At 64.3% G+C, this 18,086-nt stretch carries 14 protein-coding genes; 10 read left to right on the top strand and 4 right to left on the bottom strand.

All coding sequences use genetic code 11. The features are described 5' to 3' along the window. The first annotated feature begins 2 nt into the window (after positions 1-2). From atpE to ACQRBR_RS06370, 3 genes are all read left to right on the top strand, one after another. Positions 3-326: an ATP synthase F0 subunit C gene (gene atpE, locus ACQRBR_RS06380; RefSeq protein WP_006007371.1), complete on the top strand. Its 324-nt coding sequence runs from the start codon at positions 3-5 to the stop codon at positions 324-326. Positions 327-705: 379 nt separating this feature from the next. Next, positions 706-1,350 carry a redox-sensing transcriptional repressor Rex gene (locus ACQRBR_RS06375; protein ID WP_072336188.1) on the top strand — a complete coding sequence of 215 codons (645 nt, stop codon included), beginning with the start codon at positions 706-708 and terminating at the stop codon, positions 1,348-1,350. Positions 1,351-1,758: 408 nt separating this feature from the next. Further along, entirely contained in the window at positions 1,759-2,337 is a 579-nt protein-coding gene (locus ACQRBR_RS06370; protein WP_427812593.1) for a nitroreductase family protein, read from the top strand. 386 nt (positions 2,338-2,723) lie between these two features. Here ACQRBR_RS06370 and ACQRBR_RS06365 read toward each other — a convergent pair whose 3' ends face one another. Both ACQRBR_RS06365 and ACQRBR_RS06360 read right to left on the bottom strand, forming a co-directional pair. Further along, positions 2,724-4,283 carry a cobyrinate a,c-diamide synthase gene (locus ACQRBR_RS06365; protein ID WP_427812592.1) on the bottom strand — a complete coding sequence of 520 codons (1,560 nt, stop codon included), beginning with the start codon at positions 4,281-4,283 and terminating at the stop codon, positions 2,724-2,726. An 80-nt stretch (positions 4,284-4,363) separates the two neighbouring features. Continuing rightward, a complete protein-coding gene (locus ACQRBR_RS06360) occupies positions 4,364-5,644 on the bottom strand; it encodes an IMP cyclohydrolase (RefSeq protein WP_278337909.1) in 1,281 nt (426 codons plus the stop codon). Positions 5,645-5,859: 215 nt separating this feature from the next. On the opposite strand from ACQRBR_RS06360, the gene ACQRBR_RS06355 reads away from it, so the two are divergent. The 6 genes from ACQRBR_RS06355 to ACQRBR_RS06330 all read left to right on the top strand — a co-directional run bounded on the left by ACQRBR_RS06355 (position 5,860) and on the right by ACQRBR_RS06330 (position 14,663). After that, on the top strand, positions 5,860-6,222 hold the full coding sequence (locus tag ACQRBR_RS06355) for a hypothetical protein (RefSeq protein WP_427812591.1): 363 nt from the start codon (positions 5,860-5,862) through the stop codon (positions 6,220-6,222). A gap of 283 nt (positions 6,223-6,505) precedes the next feature. After that, on the top strand, positions 6,506-7,984 hold the full coding sequence (locus ACQRBR_RS06350; protein ID WP_427812590.1) for a phosphotransferase: 1,479 nt from the start codon (positions 6,506-6,508) through the stop codon (positions 7,982-7,984). Beyond that, the gene (locus ACQRBR_RS06345) at positions 7,981-9,315 is read left to right on the top strand and encodes a CDP-glycerol glycerophosphotransferase family protein (protein ID WP_427812589.1); all 1,335 of its coding nucleotides are present in this window, start codon (positions 7,981-7,983) and stop codon (positions 9,313-9,315) included. Before ACQRBR_RS06350 ends, ACQRBR_RS06345 begins: the two co-directional genes overlap by 4 nt. Positions 9,316-9,351: 36 nt before the next feature. Then, complete coding sequence (locus ACQRBR_RS06340; protein ID WP_427812588.1) at positions 9,352-11,892, top strand: YidC/Oxa1 family membrane protein insertase; 2,541 nt, start codon at positions 9,352-9,354, stop codon at positions 11,890-11,892. A gap of 295 nt (positions 11,893-12,187) precedes the next feature. Then, positions 12,188-13,465, top strand: a complete 1,278-nt coding sequence (locus ACQRBR_RS06335) for an adenylosuccinate synthase (protein WP_297139177.1) — start codon at positions 12,188-12,190, stop codon at positions 13,463-13,465. 304 nt (positions 13,466-13,769) lie between these two features. Beyond that, positions 13,770-14,663 carry a DNA polymerase III subunit delta' gene (locus ACQRBR_RS06330; RefSeq protein ID WP_303880503.1) on the top strand — a complete coding sequence of 298 codons (894 nt, stop codon included), beginning with the start codon at positions 13,770-13,772 and terminating at the stop codon, positions 14,661-14,663. Between the two features lie 313 nt (positions 14,664-14,976). Here the strand turns inward: ACQRBR_RS06330 and ACQRBR_RS06325 are convergent, their stop codons facing one another. After that, the gene (locus ACQRBR_RS06325) at positions 14,977-15,447 is read right to left on the bottom strand and encodes a hypothetical protein (RefSeq protein ID WP_239465015.1); all 471 of its coding nucleotides are present in this window, start codon (positions 15,445-15,447) and stop codon (positions 14,977-14,979) included. Between the two features lie 254 nt (positions 15,448-15,701). Between ACQRBR_RS06325 and asnS the strand changes: the two genes are divergently transcribed. Beyond that, positions 15,702-17,066 carry an asparagine--tRNA ligase gene (asnS, locus tag ACQRBR_RS06320; RefSeq protein WP_006007334.1) on the top strand — a complete coding sequence of 455 codons (1,365 nt, stop codon included), beginning with the start codon at positions 15,702-15,704 and terminating at the stop codon, positions 17,064-17,066. 456 nt (positions 17,067-17,522) lie between these two features. Here asnS and ACQRBR_RS06315 read toward each other — a convergent pair whose 3' ends face one another. After that, positions 17,523-18,038, bottom strand: a complete 516-nt coding sequence (locus ACQRBR_RS06315) for a nucleoside deaminase (RefSeq protein ID WP_427812587.1) — start codon at positions 18,036-18,038, stop codon at positions 17,523-17,525. Positions 18,039-18,086: the final 48 nt, after the last annotated feature.

Below are 18,086 nucleotides of genomic sequence, written 5' to 3'. Positions count from 1 at the left end.
ACATGCGCAAACTTCTGATGATCGCCCTGAACACCGTGGCCCTGCTGGGTATGGCTTCCATGGCTTTCGCCGCCAACCAGCTTGATTCCGCTTCCCTGGGTTACACCTGCCTGGCCGCCGCTCTCGGCATCGGCATCGCCGCTTTCGGTTGCGGTATCGGTATGGGTCTGGGCCTGAAGGGCGCCTGCGAAGGTATCGCCCGCAACCCTGACGTGAGCGGCAAAGTGACCGGTACCATGATCCTGGCCTTCGCCTTCATCGAATCCCTGGCCATTTACGCCCTGGTTATCAGCTTCATCCTGCTGTACGCCAACCCCTATGCGTAGGCCGTCCAGGCAGTAATGCTGCAACGGGGGGACTTCGGTCCCCCCTTTTTTTTGTCCTTGTGCAAAGCGCGGTTGTTCGCTCCTTCACGGAATTATTTCATAATGTAACAAAATATCCTTTTTTCCTCCCGGTCGTTCCAAGTGCGGCTCCTGGAAGGATATTCCTAAACTTTTTAAAATATTTTCTAAAATCGAATATTTTTCCCTCTTCCCCCATTCACACGGCCAGTAGACTGATTATATTGGCATATCATTTTGCCGGCACGGATATGCAAGGAATAAAGGTAGTATTTCCGGTGCTTGCAGATTCTTTTTTTTTCCAGTAAATTGAAAAGCCTAAATTTCACAAAAGCATCACAAGCTTGAGCAGGTATTGATTATGCCCACGGAACCCAAAAGCAAACACATCCCCCGCGCCACCATCCAGCGCCTGGCCACCTATGTGCAGGTGCTGGAAAATTTTGCGCGCGACGGCGTTGAAGTCATCTCCTCCAACCCCCTGGCCGAAGCCTGCGGGGTCAACGGCTCTCAGGTCCGCAAGGACCTGGCTTACTTCGGCGAATTCGGCATCCGCGGCGTGGGCTATCACATAACCTCCCTTATTGCGGCCATCACCTCGTCCCTGGGGGTCGATCGTGAATGGCGCATGGCGCTCGTGGGCGTCGGCAACCTGGGCAAAGCCATCCTGAACCACGGTGAATTCCGCGCCCGCGGCTTCAACATCGTGGGCATCTTCGACTGCGACCCCTTCAAGATCGGCGAGATCGTCCATGGCCTGGAAGTGCACTGCACCAAGGACCTCAAGGCCATGGTGGCCGAACAGAACATCGAGATCGGCATCATCACCACGCCGCCCGAACGCGCCCAGCGTGCGGCCCAGCACCTGATGGATGCGGGCATCACCTCCATCCTCAATTTTGCCCCGGCGCGTATCAAGACCCCGGACCATGTGCATGTGGAGTATGTGGACTTTTTCCATCATCTCTACGCCCTGGCCTTCGATCACACGAGCCAGCATCGCTAGGTCCATCCGCACAACAACTTTTCAGGGGGGGACGCCCACAGGCGCCTCCCCTTTCTTGTATCTCAGGCCTTCTCCACACCAGCCCCAGCGAAGCAAGGCTCTGACGCCGGTCCAAAGCCTGCGAACGACGCCTCCATCCCATTTCTTCCCGATCCCTCCGCCATCCTGAGCCGCTGCACATTGAACTTACAGGAAGCGTAGCAGTGGCTGCCTTTGGCCCAGCAGACCCTTGGCCGCCTGTACGTTCCACGCCTTCCTGATCTCACTGGACGTGATGCCGAGCCCGGCCGCGTGCCCACCGCGTCTACCGCAGCCACTCTGCCACGGTAGACGCGTGCTCCGGCAGGTGCTATTTTTTGTTCTCCTGCCGGGAGATCCCGGCGATCCTTTCTCACCTGCGGAGCCCATATGGATTTCAAGCAACTGGCACTGGCGGCCCGTACCTGCCGCCGTTTCGAGGAAGAACGTCCGCTGCAGATGGCGGATCTGGAATGGCTGGTGGACTGCGCCCGCCTGACCCCCTGCGCCCGTAACGCACAGCAACTGCGTTACAGCCTCGTGGGCCCCGGCGAGACCTGCCGGCGTCTGTTCGGCATGACCAAATGGGCGGCGGCCCTCAAGGACTGGGGTGGCCCCTTCCCCGGTGAGCGCCCCACGGGCTTCATCGTCATGAGCATGCCCAAGAACGCGGGCGACCTGGTCTGGCTGGATACCGGCATCGCGGCCCAGACCATCCAGCTGGCGGCCTCCAGCCGTGACTGGGGCTGCTGCATGATCGCCTCATTCGACCATACCGGCGTGAGCGAACTGGTCCAGCTTCCCGACGATCTGCGCCCCACGCTGGTCCTGGGCCTTGGCGTGGCCAAGGAAGTGCGCCGCGTGGCCGACGTGCCCGAAAGCGGCGCCCTGGGCTACTGGCGTGACGCCGAGCAGGTGCACTATGTGCCCAAGCTGGCCCTGGACAAGCTCATCCTGAACCGTTTTTAGGAACGCACAGGACACACCGGGGCCCATCTCTCTGCTGCCGAGCCCCGCAAGACGCCTGCATCAACCATGGGCAGGCCCTTCTGGCGGCCTCCGGGCACTGCGCACAGCAAAAAGGTGCCCCCTCCCGCGTCCTCCGTTCTCCACAGCAAAAAAGGCAGCGTTTCCGGAGCCAATACTCCGGGAACGCTGCCTTTTCCATCTCATCAAAACCAGACAGAGACATCCCTATCCGTTGACCGTACCCGCCGCGGCACTGTCAGCAGGCCCGCCATATCCTGCGACGCCTCCTGATAAAAGTTTTTGGAAGGGAAAGGGGGGAGCATGAGGGGGGAGAGGGAGAACCTTTTTCCAAAAAGGTGTCCCTCTCCCCCCTCATAAAAACCTTCTTATCCCCCAGTCCGTTCGCGGCGGTAGCAACGGGCCAGATCCACGAAACGGGGGGCCCATCCGGGCACTGCCGGGGCGAAGATATGACAGTAGGCGGCCCAGACCCGGCCGCTCACCAGACCATCCCGTCCGTGGCCCTCGGCATCGCGCCCCATGCCCGTGCCCTTGCGCAGGCGCAGGGCATGATCCAGACGGCCGCTGACGGCGGCAGGCTCGTAACAGAGGGAATAGTGGAACTCATGACCGCGCAGGACAGAGCCCTGGGGGAAATAGGGATTGGGCAGCACCACGTCGGCCCGCACATAGCCCAGGCCCTGCGGCTTGGGACAGAAGCGGGTCTCCACGGGAAAGATGCCGCTCATGGGCCAGCGCTGTCCGTCGCGCTCCAAAGCCGAAGCCAGGACCATGAAGCCGCCGCATTCGGCGTAGATGGGCAAGCCCCTGGCGGCCAGTGTGCCCAGCCGGGCCAGATGCGGCGAAGCGGACAGCTCCCGGGCCCAGTCTTCGGGAAAACCGCCGCCCAGATACAGGCCGTCCAGCTCCGGCCACGACGCGTCATCCAGCAGGGAAAGGCGTACCAGCTCCGCACCGGCCCGGCGCAGGGCTTCGAGGTTCTCCTCATAATAGAACCACAGGGCCCGGTCGCGCACATAGCCGATGCGCGGGGCATCCGCCCGGGGGGACTTCCCTGCTCCGGCAGCGGGGGCCGAAGCTTCGGAGCAGACCACAGGCTGCCCTTCGCCGGAAGAGGCCACAGCGCCCTCCCCGGCCCAGGCGGTCTCGTCCCAAAAATCCGGCTCTTCGGGCAGAGCGGGCAGATCGTCGGCGATGGACAGCACGCGGTCCATGTCCACATGGTCGCGCACCACATCGGCCAGTTTTTCCAGGATCTCCTGGGCCTGCGGGCTCAGATCGTCCCCGCACAGCGAGGCCAGCCCCATGTGCCGTTCCGGCAGAGGGTTCTCGCGCAGGCGGGGGATGGCCCCCAGCACGGGCACGTCCGTGTAGGTGGTGATGGCCTCACGCAAAATGCCTTCGTGCCGGGCCGAGGCCACCTGATTGAGCACCACGCCCGCCAGACGCAGGCCGGGCTCGAAATTCCGTACCCCGGCCACCAGAGCAGCAGCCGTACGGGTCATCTTGGTACAATCCAGACTGAGCAGCACAGGGCAGTCCAGCGTGCGGGCCAGTTCGGCCGTGGCGCAGGAGCCGCGCACGTCCATGCCGTCGAAAAGGCCGCGGTTGCCTTCCAGCAGGGCCAGCCGGGCCCCGCTGCGTCCCATCACATGGCGGAACAGGGCCCGCAGACGCGCGGGGGACAGGAAATAGGGGTCCAGATTGCTGGCCTGCCGTCCGGCCGCCAGCGAGAGCCAGGCCGCGTCGATATAGTCCGGGCCTTTCTTGAAGGGCTGGACGGCCAGCCCCTGCCGGGAAAAGGCCCGCGCCAGGCCCAGCGAGAGCAGGGTCTTGCCGCCGCCCCCGGACAGGGCGGAGATGCAGATACGGGCGGACGAGGCCCCGGTGCGGGGCGTGCGGGAATGGGAAGACACGGCGGGCATCCTTGGCTGACGGGAAGGCGGCAGGGCCGCAGGTATGAAAAAAGGGCACGACACCGGCCGGTGTCGTGCCCTGGGGGAGACTAGTGCTTGAAGGAACGCTGACCGGTGAAGACCATGGCCACCTGCGGGCTGGCTTCGTTGCAGGCAGCGATGACTTCGGTGTCACGCATGGAGCCGCCGGGCTGGCCGATGGCGGTGACGCCCTGGGCCATGGCGGCGTCCACGCCGTCACGGAAGGGGAAGAAACCGTCGGAGATCAGCACCGTGCCGGGCAGGCCGCCGCGGGCTTCCTGAGTACGGGCCTGGATGTCGTCCAGAGCGGCCTTGAGGGCGGCGTCGGTGGCGGCCTTCTGCTTGAGTTCGTAGAAGGAGAGGTTGTGCTCGCGGAAGGCCAGGGTATCGGCGTACTTGGTGTAGGCCTTGTGGATGGCCAGTTCCACGCAGCCCACGCGGTCCTGTTCACCGGTGCCGATGGCCACGGTGGCGCCGTTGCGGGCAAAGATGACCGAGTTGGAGGTCACACCGGCTTCCACGGCCCAGGCAAAGCGCAGGTCGGCCATTTCCTGGGCATTGGGCTTGCGGGCGGTGACGGTGACGCCGTTCTTGTCCGTGGCTTCGGCGGGCAGGAAGTCGGCATCGGTGAGGATGCGGTTCACGAAAGATTTCTGCACCACGATGCCGCCGTCGGCCAGGCTCTTGATGTCCAGGAAGGCGGACTGCGTCAGTTCGTCCAGGCGCCCCAGGCCGGGCAGTTCCATGATGCGCAGGTTCTTGCGGCCCTTGAGGATCTCCACGGCGCCTTCTTCATAGGCAGGAGCGGCCACCACTTCGAAGTAGCTGGCGGCCACCATCTCGGCGGCCTCGCGGGTGAAGGGGCGGTTGACCACCACCGCGCCGCCGAAAGCGGCGATGCGGTCGCACCAGAAGGCCTTGTCCAGGGCAGCGGCCACGCCGCCGTCGTCCCAGGCGGCGCCGCAGGGGTTGTTGTGCTTGAGGATGATGGCCGCGGGGCGCTCGCTGAGGTACTGCAGGATGTTGGCGCCGTTGTCCACGTCGGTGAGGTTGGTCTTGCCGGGGTGTTTGCCGGCCTGGATCATCTGGGCTTCGGTCATGGCCGACACGATGCCCTGACCGGGGCCACGCCAGCGCAGGCCGCCGCAGGTGATGCCACCTTCACGCAGTTCATACAGGGCAGCGGGCTGGTCGGGGTTTTCGCCGTAGCGCAGACCTTTTTCCTCGTTGTCCAGGGTCCAGACGCGCTTGTGGTACACAAGCTTTTCGTCACCCAGCAAAATGGTCATGGTCTCGGGAAAAGCGTCCTTGTGGACTTTCTTGTACATGGCCTTCAGGTCGGTCGTCATGATGCCTCCAGGTATGCCTAGCAAAAAAGGTGAAAGCGCTTCGCGGCGCGGCAATGGTGTAGCACAAAACGCCCCTCTCCACCAGTGCGTCCCCCAGGGGGGAGGAAGGCCCTCCGGCAGGCGCCTTCCCGGCCCGGAGGGGCGCCGGATTTGACGCAGGCCCGCAAATGGGCCATAACGACGGCGCGATATACGCGCTTCTGCCGGAGGAAACCATGGAAAAACTGCTCACCCGCCTTGCCCGCCAGCTGGACGCCCTCGACGAGGCGTCGCTCATGTCGCTGTGGAGCAAGTACGCCACCATCGCCAGCCGTTTCGAACCGACCCAGCGCTGGGAAGAGGCCGTCCTGGTCTTTTCCATGATCCAGGCCAAACGCTACAAGAACCAGCTGTTCAACTATTATTGGGCGCAGCAGGCCCAGCCGCATGAAGACGCCCCCGCCCCCGCGGCCCAGCCCCTGGCCCCCGACTTCGACCTGATGCAGGGCCAGGCGGAAGCTCCCGCGCAGCACCGCTGCCGCGTCCTTTCGTTCCGCCCCGCGCCGGGAGATACGGCCCCCTCCCGCAAGGACGACTGAGCCGGGCCCTTCCCGCGCTGCATCCCGCTCACAAAAAACTAACGCTTCGCCTTGTACAGCATGGGCCGGGCCGTCTTCCGCACCTCCCGGCCTGCCCCGTCCGGCGACAACCGCCAGACAGCCCTTGCCTTTTTTTGCGTGTCGTGAGAAACCTCCGCACCCCGGATACGGCATCCGGGATCGCGAACCCCGGGGGATAAGGTTTTCCTGCGCAAGCGCAGTCCCCCTCACCAGCATCGGGGATGTCCGTCACATCCCCGCACAACGCACAGGAGTGGTTCCCATGCGTGCCAACATTCTTTGTGCCGGCTTCGGGACGCGTCTGCGCCCCTTCACCTATCTGAAGCCCAAGCCCCTGCTCAACATCGGCGGTTATCCGCTGGTGGAACGTACCATCCGCCAGCTCCATGCCGACGGCGTCACCGACATCGCCCTGGTGGTCGGTTACAAGCACGAATGCTTCAACTATCTTGTGGATAAATACGGCGTCCAGCTCATCATCTCGGCGCAGTATGCCACGGCCAACAACTATTCCTCCCTTCAGCTGGTGGCCCACCGCCTGGGAGACAGCCTGGTCATCGACGGTGACACCTACATCCGCCGTCCGGTGGTGCCCCTGGTGCGTCCCGGGGTCTCGCAGTTCATCTGCCAGCAGACCCAGCAGGGCCACGAATGGGAACTGATCACCGATGCCGATGACCGCGTGGTCTCCGTGCGCAAGGATTCGCCCTCGGGCTACTGCATGTCCGGCGTCTCCTACTGGACCGAGGAGGCCGCGGCCCTCATCCGCGAGGAACTGGACAGGAGCGGCCCGGACGACTACTGGGAAGACTCCGTCATCCGCATCCTGGACCGCGTGCCCGTCTACGCCACGCGGGTGAAGATGCTGCTCTGCGAGATCGACAGCCTGAGCGACGCCCTTTCCCTGGGCCTGCTGACGCCCGACGAACTGGCCGACCAGTGCTCCGAGACCCAGATGGCCGAAAAGCTCAAGAGCCTGACCAACGATACCTATCACATCCAGCTGGACGGCAAGGGCCTGGTGCTGCGCATCCCCGGCCAGGGCACGGACAAGATCATCGACCGCAGCGTGGAAGCCGCCATGCTGGAGATGGTGAAGGATCTGGACATCACGCCCGAGTGCCACTTCTACGCGGGCGGCATCAAGACCACGGACTTCCTGGAAGGCTACCGCATCCTGAACCACGACACCCTGGACCGGTTCGAGGTGCGCGGGGTGGTGGACATCATGCGCCGCCTGCATGACATCCGCATGCCCGAAGGCTTCCGTGAAAAATACGGCCCCAGCGCCGTGCTCTCCGTGCTTTCCGAGGTCAAGCTCTACGAGCGCCAGAGCGGCGTCAACCTGCTGGCCGACCATGAACGCAGCCTGTTCTATGATTTTGCCCGCGAGATGGACAGCGACGAAAAGCGCTTCTGCCATCGCGACTTCGTGCTGGAGAACATCCTGCGCAAGGGCGACGACATCAAGCTCATCGACTTCGAGTACGCCTGCTTCTGCTCGCCCTACTGGGACTACGCCAGTTTCGTCACCGAGACCCGTCTTTCCGGCCCCCTGCTGGATGCCTTTATCGAAGCCAGCGGCGCTGACCGCACCCGCCTGCTCAAGGCCATGATCATCGTGGATTACATCTGGGGCCTGTGGGGCTTCTACCGCGAGTGCATCGACTACGGTCGTGGCCGCATCGCGGAAATGGACCGCAACCTGAAACTGCTGCAACGCGGAGAAAAACTGGCATGAAGCGCGGTTTTCTGATTTCCGTGGGCGCCTATCTTGGGATCTGGCTGGTGCTGGAAGCCCTGTTCCCCGCGCCCTCTTACGCCTACCTCGACCCCGGCACGGGCAACGTGCTGGTCTACCTGGCCATCAGCCTGGTGGGTACGGTGCTCTATTTCGTCAAGAACATCGTCTACGCCATCATGGGCAAGGCCAAGGGTGAGCGCCGTCCCGAAAAGCAGCTGCACCACGAGCGCATCCTCATGTTCTCCGAAGGCCGCAGCTACTATTACACCTTCAAGCCCGTCATCGACGCCTTCCTGCGCCGCGGCGTGCCCTTCTCCTACATCACCATGGATGTGGAAGACCCGGCCCTGACCATCGAGAACGACCTCATGAACTCGCGCTACATCGGCACGGGTTCCGCGGCCTTTGCCCGTGCCGCCGGTCGTCGTGCCGACATCATGCTCTCCACCACGCCCAACATCGGCACGCCCGGCTTCCCCATGCCGCGTCCGCGCCGTGTGACCAACCTGGCCCATATCTGCCACGGCGTGGGCGACATCGCCATGTACCAGAAAGGCTCCCTGGACCATTACGACGCCGTCCTGATGGTGGGCGACTTCATGCTGCCCAGCATCCGCAAGGTGGAAGAGCTGCGCGGCCTGCCGCCCAAGGAATGCGTCTCCCTGGGCCTGCCCTATCTGGACGAGCTGGCCGCCAAGGCCCACAAGAAGGAAGGCCGGAGCACCCCGCCCGTGGTGCTGGTGGCGCCCTCGTGGGGCAACAAGGGCTGCCTCAACATCTGCGGCCCCAACTTCCTGCTGGATCTGGCCAAGGCCGGCTATGACGTGATCCTGCGCCCGCATCCCCAGTCCCTCAAGGTGGAGACCGAGATGCTGGACACCATCCACGAGATGCTGCGCGACTACCCCAACGTCAGCTTCGATACCGAGATGGACGCCACCGCCTCCATGAGCCGGGCCGACGTCATGATCTCGGACAAGTCCTGCGTGCGCTTCGACTTCGCCTTCCTTTACGAGAAGCCCGTCATCACCCTGGACATCCCCGTGCGCAACCCCGAGCTCTACGAGGTGGCGGACCTGGGCGTCATCTGGGAAGACACCGTGGCCGCCCGTCTGGGCGAAGTGGTCTCGCCCGAGGACTTCAACAACATCGTGCCCGTGGTGGAACGCGCCCTCAAGACGCCTTCCTCCGCCATCGCCGCCTTCCGCGAGGAATCCGTGGCCTGCTGGGGCCGGAGCGGTGAAGCCATCGCCCAGTGGACCGTGGACACCCTGGCCCGCATGGACGCCGAACACGCGGCCGAAGCTGCCGCCCCCAAAACGAAATAGCACGGCCCTTGCCGGATATGCTTTCAAGGAAACGCCATGTCGCTTCTGTATGAAATATTCATCCTGCCCATCGAGATCATCTACCGGGCCATCTATCTCGGCAGCCTCCAGTTCACCCACAACTACGGCCTGAGCATCCTCGTCCTGTCCTGCATCAGCGCCGTGGCCTTCATCCCCCTGGGACGTCTGGCCGTGGGCACCCAGGCCCGGGAAAAGAAACTCCAGATGATCATGGCCCCGCAGCTGGCCCGCATCCGCAAGGAATCCAAGGGGGCCGAGCGTCAGCGCCGCATCAACAACCTCTACAAGCGCTACGCCTACCATCCGCTGCTGGCCGTCCGTTCGGCCTTCGGCGTGGCCCTGCAGATCCCCTTCCTGACCGGCGCGTACTACATGATCCTGGGGCTCACCCAGCTGCAGGGCCAGCCCTGCCTGATGATCCCCGACCTTTCGCAGCCCGACGGCCTGCTCTGGGGCGTCAACGCCCTGCCCATCGTCATGACCGTGGTCAACATCATCGCCACGCTGACCACTCCGGGCCTGACGCGCAAGGACACCCTGCAGGCCATCATCATCGCCTTCTTCTTCCTGGCGCTGCTGTACAACGCGGCCTCGGCCCTGCTCATCTTCTGGACCATGAACAACGTCTTCTTCCTGCTCCAGAACCTGCGCCTGCCCATCCGCCTGCCCCGCTTCCGTAAGCCCGGCTTTGCCCAGGGCGGCATGAACACCGTCATGGCCGCCACCATGCGCTCGGTCTACAGCCTGTCCTGCGCCGGTCTGGCCATCCTGATCTTCCTGTACGTGCCCTTCCAGTCCTACGCCAGCGACCCCAACTTCTTCGCCGCCGGTCCCCTGGACGTGCTGCTGGGCATGGTGCGCTACCTTTCGCTGACCTTCTTCGTGGTCTTCGTGCTCTGGCTCTGGTTCCCGGCCAAGGCCAAGACCATCCCGGCCTTCGTGGCCTTCTGGGCCCTGAGCCTCGCCTTCGTGAACCTTTTCGTGCTGCCCGGCCACTTCGGTGCTCTGGACGGCATCCGCTTCCTGCGCGAAGCCGCCCTCACCGGCCCCATGAGCACCTTCAAGGACGGCCTGCTGCCCGTGCTGGTGGCCCTGGGCCTGACGGCCCTGCTGTTCGCCTTCCCCAAGGTGCGCCTGCAGCTGCCGCGCGTGCTCTCCATCGCCGTGTTCTCTCTGGTGGCCCTCACGGCCTGGAACGCCCTGACCGCCGAAGAGCCCGAACAGGCCAAGACCAGCTTCACCCCGCCCGCCTATGTGGCTGACATGCAGTCCTATTCCAAGGACGGCGAGAACGTCATCGTCATCGTCATGGACATGTTCACCGGCGGCCATATCGAACGGATGCTGGACGACCCCTGGTTCACCAACGGCTTCCGCAAGGGCATGGACGGCTTCGTCTGGTACCCCGACACCATCTCCATGGCCGACGCCACGGTCATGAGCCTGCCCAGCATCTACGGCGGCCATGCCTACAGCCCGGCGGCCGTCAACGCCCGCCGCGACGTGACCTTGGAAGAGAACATCAACAGCGCCTTTGCCGTGATGCCCCGCAACTTTGCGGCCCACGGCTACGACGTCTGCATGCTCAACGGCCTGGAGTTCTTCAACCAGGACTTCTACGAGCGTCACCTCGGCAAGGTGGAGAACGTCACCACCGTGCCCCAGGTCAAGGACGACTTCCAGCTCAAGTACCACCAGGGCACCAGCCTGCGGGACTTCAGCAGCTTCTTCGCCATGCTGGGCCTGTTCCAGGCCTCGCCCAACATCATCAAGCAGAAGATCTACGACGACGGCAACTGGCATGACGCCGGCGACGGCATCCTGGTGGCCAGCATGGACGCCTGCCGCGCGGGCGACGCCTTCTTCCGCTTCGCCTTCACCTCGGGCATCACCACCGATGCCCCGCGCAGCACGGCCAAGGTCTTCTACACCATGCTGTCCCACTACATGTGGCACTACGCCCCCGACCTCAAGGACGGTCAGCCCGAGATCGTGGCCGACCCCTATCCGGCCACCGAGGGCCAGCTCTTCTTCGTCGACGGCGTGCTGCCCGAACACTACTACGCCGAGCGCCACCTGCTGCGCTACCTGATGATCTTCTTCGACCAGCTCAAGGAAGCCGGCATCTACGACAACACGCGCATCATCCTGGTCTCCGACCACGGCGAGAGCGACAGCCCCATGGTGGAGCGTACCTACAACGACGGCAAGGAATTCCCCGACGGCACCGTCTTCCAGACCGCGCCTTACGCTCCCGGCCGTCCCCACGCCCTCCTGATGGTCAAGGAACCCCATCAGCGCGGCGAGCTGCGCATCAGCGATGCCTTCATGTCCAGCGCCGACGTGCCCACCCTGGCCCTGCAGGGCGTCGGCACCTCCGACGAGTTCGAGATGCGTGACCCGGCCGCCCTGCCCAAGCCGCGCATCCTCACCCATGCCCGCGGCGGCGCGCGCTGGAGCGAACACCAGGAGAACGCCTACATCTTCGAACAGTACCGCATGGAAGGCACCCTGTTCGATGCCTCCAAGTGCACGCGTGAAGGCGCCTACCAATAACGGTCCCGCTGCTCCGGCAGCGTCATGAAAGGGGGAAGGAGCATCCCGGCAGGGATGTCCCTTCCCCCCTTTTTTTTGCGGCCCCGACCCTGTCGGAGCGCGGGTCTCATAAAATTTCCCCCATTTTTCTCCCCCGGCGGCCCCGGCATTTGACTTGTCCGCTGTTAGCGGCTAGAAAAAACTAAGGCATTGCGGCCAACGTTGTTCCCCTTAGTCGTCAGGCTACGGGGTTTTCGCGTGTGGACGACAAAACTTCAGCCTTGGCCCGCGCCATGCGGGCAGTGCAGGTGGATATATGGCAAATACGGTCATTATCGGCGCCCAGTGGGGCGACGAGGGCAAGGGAAAGATTGTGGACATGCTCAGCGCGCAGAGCGGGCTGATCGTGCGTTTCCAGGGCGGCAACAACGCCGGCCACACCATCAAGGTCCAGGGCAAGGAGACCATCCTGCACCTGATCCCCTCGGGCATCCTGCACGAGGGCAAAAACTGCCTGATCGGCAACGGTGTGGTGCTGGACCCCTTCGTCTTCCTCAAGGAAGTGGACGAACTGGCGGCCAAGGGCATCGACGTGTCCCCCAGCCGTCTGGGCATCAGCAAAAAGACCCACCTGATCATGCCCTACCACAAGAGCCTGGACAATGCCCGCGAAGCCAAGCGTGCCGGCAAGAAGATCGGCACCACCGGCCGCGGCATCGGCCCCTGCTATGAGGACAAGGCTTCCCGCGTGGGCCTGCGTGCCGGTGACCTCACCAACCCGCAGCTGGTGCGCGAAAAAGTGCATCACGCCCTGCTGGAAAAGAACGTCCTGCTGCGCGAGCTCTATAAGTACGACACCCTGGACGAGAACCAGGTCTGTGAAGAGCTGCTGGCCATCGCCCCGCGCATCACCCCCTATCTGAAGGACGCCTCCTCCGAGATCCAGAAGGCCCAGGCCGCCGGTCAGGACATCCTGTTCGAAGGCGCCCAGGGCATCCACCTGGACATCGACCACGGCACCTATCCCTTCGTGACCTCTTCCAGCACCGTGGCCAGCTCCGCCGCCGCCGGCAGCGGTGTGGGCCCCTCCGCCCTGGAGCGCGTGGTGGGCATCGTCAAGGCCTACACCACCCGCGTGGGCTCCGGCCCCTTCCCCACCGAGCTGGAAGACGACACCGGTCGCTACATCCAGACCAACGGTCATGAGTTCGGCGCCACCACCGGCCGTCCGCGCCGCTGCGGCTGGCTGGACGTGGTCATCCTGCGCGAGACCGTGCGCCTGTGCGGCCTTACCGACATCGCCCTGACCAAGCTGGACGTGCTCCAGAACCTGCCCGCCCTGCAGATCTGCGTGGCTTACGAACTGGACGGCCAGCGTCTGGAATACCCCCCGCAGGAAGAAGGCGCCCTGGGCCGCGTGAAGCCCATCTATGAAGAAATGCCCGGCTTCGAGGACGACATCAGCCAGTGCACCAGCGTCGAGCAGCTGCCCGAAAACGTGCGCGCCTACATCGCCCGCATCGAAGAGCTCACCGGCGTGCGCGTCTCCTTCATCTCCGTGGGTGCCGACCGCGCCCAGACCATCGTCCGTTAAGCGTTCGCGCTTGAGATAGATCCTGCGAGGGGGGAGAGGGAAACCTTTTTGAAAAAAGGTTCTCCCTCTCCCCCCTCGCGCTCCCCCCTCTCTTTTCCAAAAACTTTTGTCAGGGGGACGACGCGGCCACACCGGCGCTGCCTGTTCCTGCCGGGGAACAGGAGCCATAACCGGCAGCGGTGCAGGCCGTCGTACTGTCCGGCCGGTCCTTTTCCTGCCAACCATCTTTGGTGGAGCCTGAGGCGCATCAAGGCAGCCCTGCCCTGGTGCGTGACCGTCACGCTCCCGCACCGCGAGGGACGCCATGCCTCTTTTCCAGGACATCAGCACGCCGGACTTCGACCGCATCCGCGAGGTGCTCCACCGCCTGTCCGCCAACCCGCCGCAGGTCCTGCTGCTGGAAGGCGGCACCGAGCCCCAGCGCCTGGCCGCTGCCCGTTACTGGGCCGCCTGCGTCAACTGTCCGCAGCCGGGCGGCGAGGGAGGGCCCTGCCTCATCTGCCCCACCTGCATGCAGATCGATGCCGGTGAGCATCTGGATGTGCTGGCCTACGACGGCCGCATCAGCAATGCCGACGACGAGGCCCATCCCGGCCCCATCCGCGCCCTGAACATGGACAACATCCGCGAGCTCAAACAAAAACTGCGCGACGCTCCCCACGGTCAGGGCCGCCGCGTGGTGCTGCTCATGGGCGTGGAACAAAACCGCAGCAATGCGGCCAATGCCCTGCTCAAGGCGCTGGAAGAACCCTCGCCCTCCTCCTGCTTCGTCCTGCTGGCCGCCCAGCGCGAGCAGCTCCTGCCCACGCTGGTCTCGCGCTCTCTCTGCCTGACCCTGCCCTGGCCCGACAGTCTCTCCCGTGATCCGGCCCTCCAGCCCTGGGAAGAGGCCCTGGCCCTGTTCATCACCAGCGGTCGCGGTCTGTTCGAGCGCACCGGTGCCCGCAACGCCCTGGATGCCCGTCTGGCCGGGCAGATACTGCTGGCCTGCCAGAAATCCATGAGCCGGGTCATGTCCGGCAATGACGACGCCCTCTGCCCCCTGGACACGGCCCTGGCCCTGCTGCCCCGCGAGAAGCGCGTCCAGTGCTGCTTCTGGTTCAACGAGGCGCAGGAGGCCCTGGGCTTCAACGTCACGCCCGCCCGCGTGCTGGAGGCCCTGGCCGCCCGCCTGCACGTCACCCGTATGGGGAACTGACCTTTTCCCCCTCCGCTTCCTGCGTCTGCCCCGGTCTGTTCCATGGCGGCACGGCTGCTTGCAGCTCCCCTGACCGCCCGTCATGACGGATATTCGCGTCCTGTGCGGAGCACGGGACTCCATGAGCGCGTTTTGGGGAGAAAGGGGGAGCACGAGGGGGAAGGAGGCCCTTTTGTCGCGCCAGCCAAAAGGGCCTCCTTCCCCCTCGTCAACACATCTTCCCGCGTGCAAGCCATGCCATGCAAAAAGCCGCCGCCCCCAAGGGGACAGCGGCTTTTTCAACAGCGCAGAGCGACCTTTTCCCAGAAAAAAACTACTTCCAGAGGTTGCTGTACTTGACCGAGAGACCGTCGGTGCGCTCCACCAGCCGGTTGACCAGGGCGTCGATCTCCTCATAGGTCAGGGTGCCCACTTCGCGGGCCAGCAGATAGCCGAGATAGCCCTCGCCCTGGGTGAAGGTCCAGCAGATGGAGTACACGGAGCCCACGCCCGGACGGCCGGGGAATTCGGACTGCGTGCTCACCAGCAGGCGCATCTTGGGCATGTCCTTGTCCGTGAGGCTGAAGAGGTTGCTGCCGTTGAAAGCTTCCTTGAGGCGCATGCCCAGGCGGGCACCGATGCTGTCCGTCCCTTCCAGCTCAACCCAGACGGGCGTGCTGCGGGCATCGACTTTGGCGGGCTTGTCGGCCTTGGGCGCTCCGGCCTGGGGGGTGGCCGCCTGGATCACAGGGGCCGTCAGGGCCAGCATCAGGACGCACAGGGCCAGCGTGGCGATCTTTTTCATGTCCGAATCTCCTTGTTTCATGACTGCCGGGGATGGAGGGCAGTCCCATCCCTCCATCTAAGCATGTTCCTGCCCAAAATCCAAGCGCCATCCCCCGGCGCCGCCCCGGCTCCCGGCCTTGAAGGGCGCCGTCTTTGCCGTTATAGTAACGTGTTGGGGTGCGTTCCTCTCACAGGACCGCGCCCCCTGTCCCGAACATACGGCAAGAGCCTTATCCATACACATTCTACCTTTTTGCGACACAAGGAGTCGTCATGCAACGCACCCTTATCGTCAATGCCCTGGCCTCCGAGGCCCCGCAGCGCCAGATCACCGTCTGCGGCTGGATCCGCACCCGCCGCGATGCCAAGGACTTCAGCTTCGTGGAGATCAACGACGGTTCCTGCCTGACCAACATGCAGTGCATCGTGGATGCGGGCACCGCCGCCCACGAAGGCCTGGGCGATGCCAACACCGGCGCTTCCGTGGCCGTCACCGGCGAGCTGGTGGCTTCCCCCGGCAAGGGGCAGAAGTGGGAAGTGCGTGCCGAGAGCATCCGTGTGTTCGGCCTGGCCGATCCCGAATCCTTCCCCCTGCAGAAGAAGCGCCACTCCGACGAGTTCCTGCGCGGCATCGCCCACCTGCGCATGCGCACCAACAAGTACGGCGCGGCCTTCCGCATCCGCTCCGAAGCGGCGCGCGCCGTGCATGACTACTTCCACAGCCAGCACTTTTCCTGGGTGCATACGCCCATCCTCACCGGTTCCGACTGCGAGGGCGCGGGCGAGATGTTCCGCGTGACCGCCCTGCCCGCCGGTGAAAAGGATCTTTCCAAGGACTTCTTCGGCCGTCAGGCCAACCTGACCGTGTCCGGCCAGCTGGAAGCCGAAGCCCTGGCCCTGGGCCTGGGCCGCGTCTACACCTTCGGCCCCACCTTCCGCGCCGAGAACTCCAACACCCCGCGTCACGCCGCCGAGTTCTGGATGATCGAGCCCGAGATGGCCTTTGCCGAACTGGAAGACATCATGGAGCTGGGCGAAGGCCTGACCCGCCATGTGGTGGACCATGCCCTGACCCGCTGTGAAAGCGACCTCAAGCTCTTCGACAACTTCGTGGACAAGGGCCTCATCGACCGCCTGAAAGGCATGCTGGCCCAGCCCTTTGCCCGCGTGTCCTACCGCGACGCCATCCACATTCTGGAAGACAGCGGCAAGGAATTCACCTTCCCCGTGGCCTTCGGCGTGGACCTGCAGACCGAGCACGAGCGCTTCCTGGCCGAAGAACACTTCCGCCGTCCCGTCATCGTCTATGACTATCCCAAGGAGATCAAAGCCTTCTACATGCGCGGCAATGACGACGGCGAGACCGTGGCGGCCATGGACGTGCTGGTGCCCCGCATCGGCGAGCTCATCGGCGGTTCCCAGCGTGAAGAACGCCTGGACAAGCTGCTGGCCCGCATCGCCGAGATGGGCCAGAAGCCCGAAGACTACTGGTGGTATCTGGATCTGCGCCGCTTCGGCAGCGTGCCTCACGCCGGTTTCGGCATGGGCTTCGAACGCCTGCTGATGATGCTCACCGGCATCACCAACATCCGCGACGTCATCCCCTTCCCCCGCACTCCCGGCAGCCTGGAATTCTAGGCCGGGCCCTGCGGCGGCAGGCATGGCTTAAGGGGTGCCCCCTCAAGCCCCCAGCGCACTTTACCCGGGAGTGACGTGTCTCCCGCCATCCTGATGGCGCCCGGGTCCACAACAACGCAACACAGAAAAACGGTCGGCATCCTGCAAGGGATGCCGGCCGTTCTTTTTATCGGGGCAATGTCTGCCCTGTTGCTTGTTTTTTTGGGGGAGCCCCATCGTTGCTGTCGATGCCCGCAGCTTCCTGCACCGCAACGGGCACGGCCCTGCGGACCGCCATCCCGTCGCTGCTCGTGCGAGAAAGGTTCCCCCCTCTCCCCCTCCCCAGCGCCAGCGCCCTTTCCCGGGAGGGACGTGTCTCCAGCCATCCTGATGGGCCCGGACGGCAACGCCGTAAAAAATGACGGCCGGTGTCCCGGACAGGACATCGACCGCCATCATTCAAAGGCGACGCAGCCTCTAGTAGAGCTGCCGGTCCGCCAGGCCCTTCCATTCCTCATACAGGGCCGCGCCTTCCGGCAGGGCCAGCCGCAGGATGTCGAGCCCGGGCAGCCTGACCTCTTCCACCACCGAAGGTGTGCAGCCGAAGACCGTGCCGACCTCGCGCATGAAATCCTCGTCATCGAAGCCCGCCGCACGGGCCATGGCGTAATCGTTGCAGTAATAGAGCGTGGAAACGCGCGACCAGAGGATGGCGCCGAGGCACATCACGCAGGGAAAGCCCGTGGCATAGAGCGTATGGCCGCGCAGGTCCAGATGCCCCACCTTGCGCAGGGCGGCCACTTCCGCATGCATGGTACAGTCCCGGCTGGCCAGGACCTCGTTGCAGGCCACGGACACCACCCGGCCTTCCGGGTCGGTGATCAAGGCGCCGAACGGCCCGCCCCTGCCGGACAACATGCCCTCACGGGCGGCTTCGATGGCGGCCAGCATGTGCCGGCGATGGAGTGCGTCAGCATCCCGTGACATCATCATGTCCTCCTTGTTCTGTTCCGCGTCTTCCTGCCCTTTCCTGAAGGCGGG

The organism is Desulfovibrio sp. SGI.133 (genome assembly GCF_050313955.1).
In the GTDB taxonomy this organism is placed as follows: domain Bacteria; phylum Desulfobacterota; class Desulfovibrionia; order Desulfovibrionales; family Desulfovibrionaceae; genus Desulfovibrio.
This window is presented reverse-complemented; position numbering and strand designations above follow the sequence as displayed.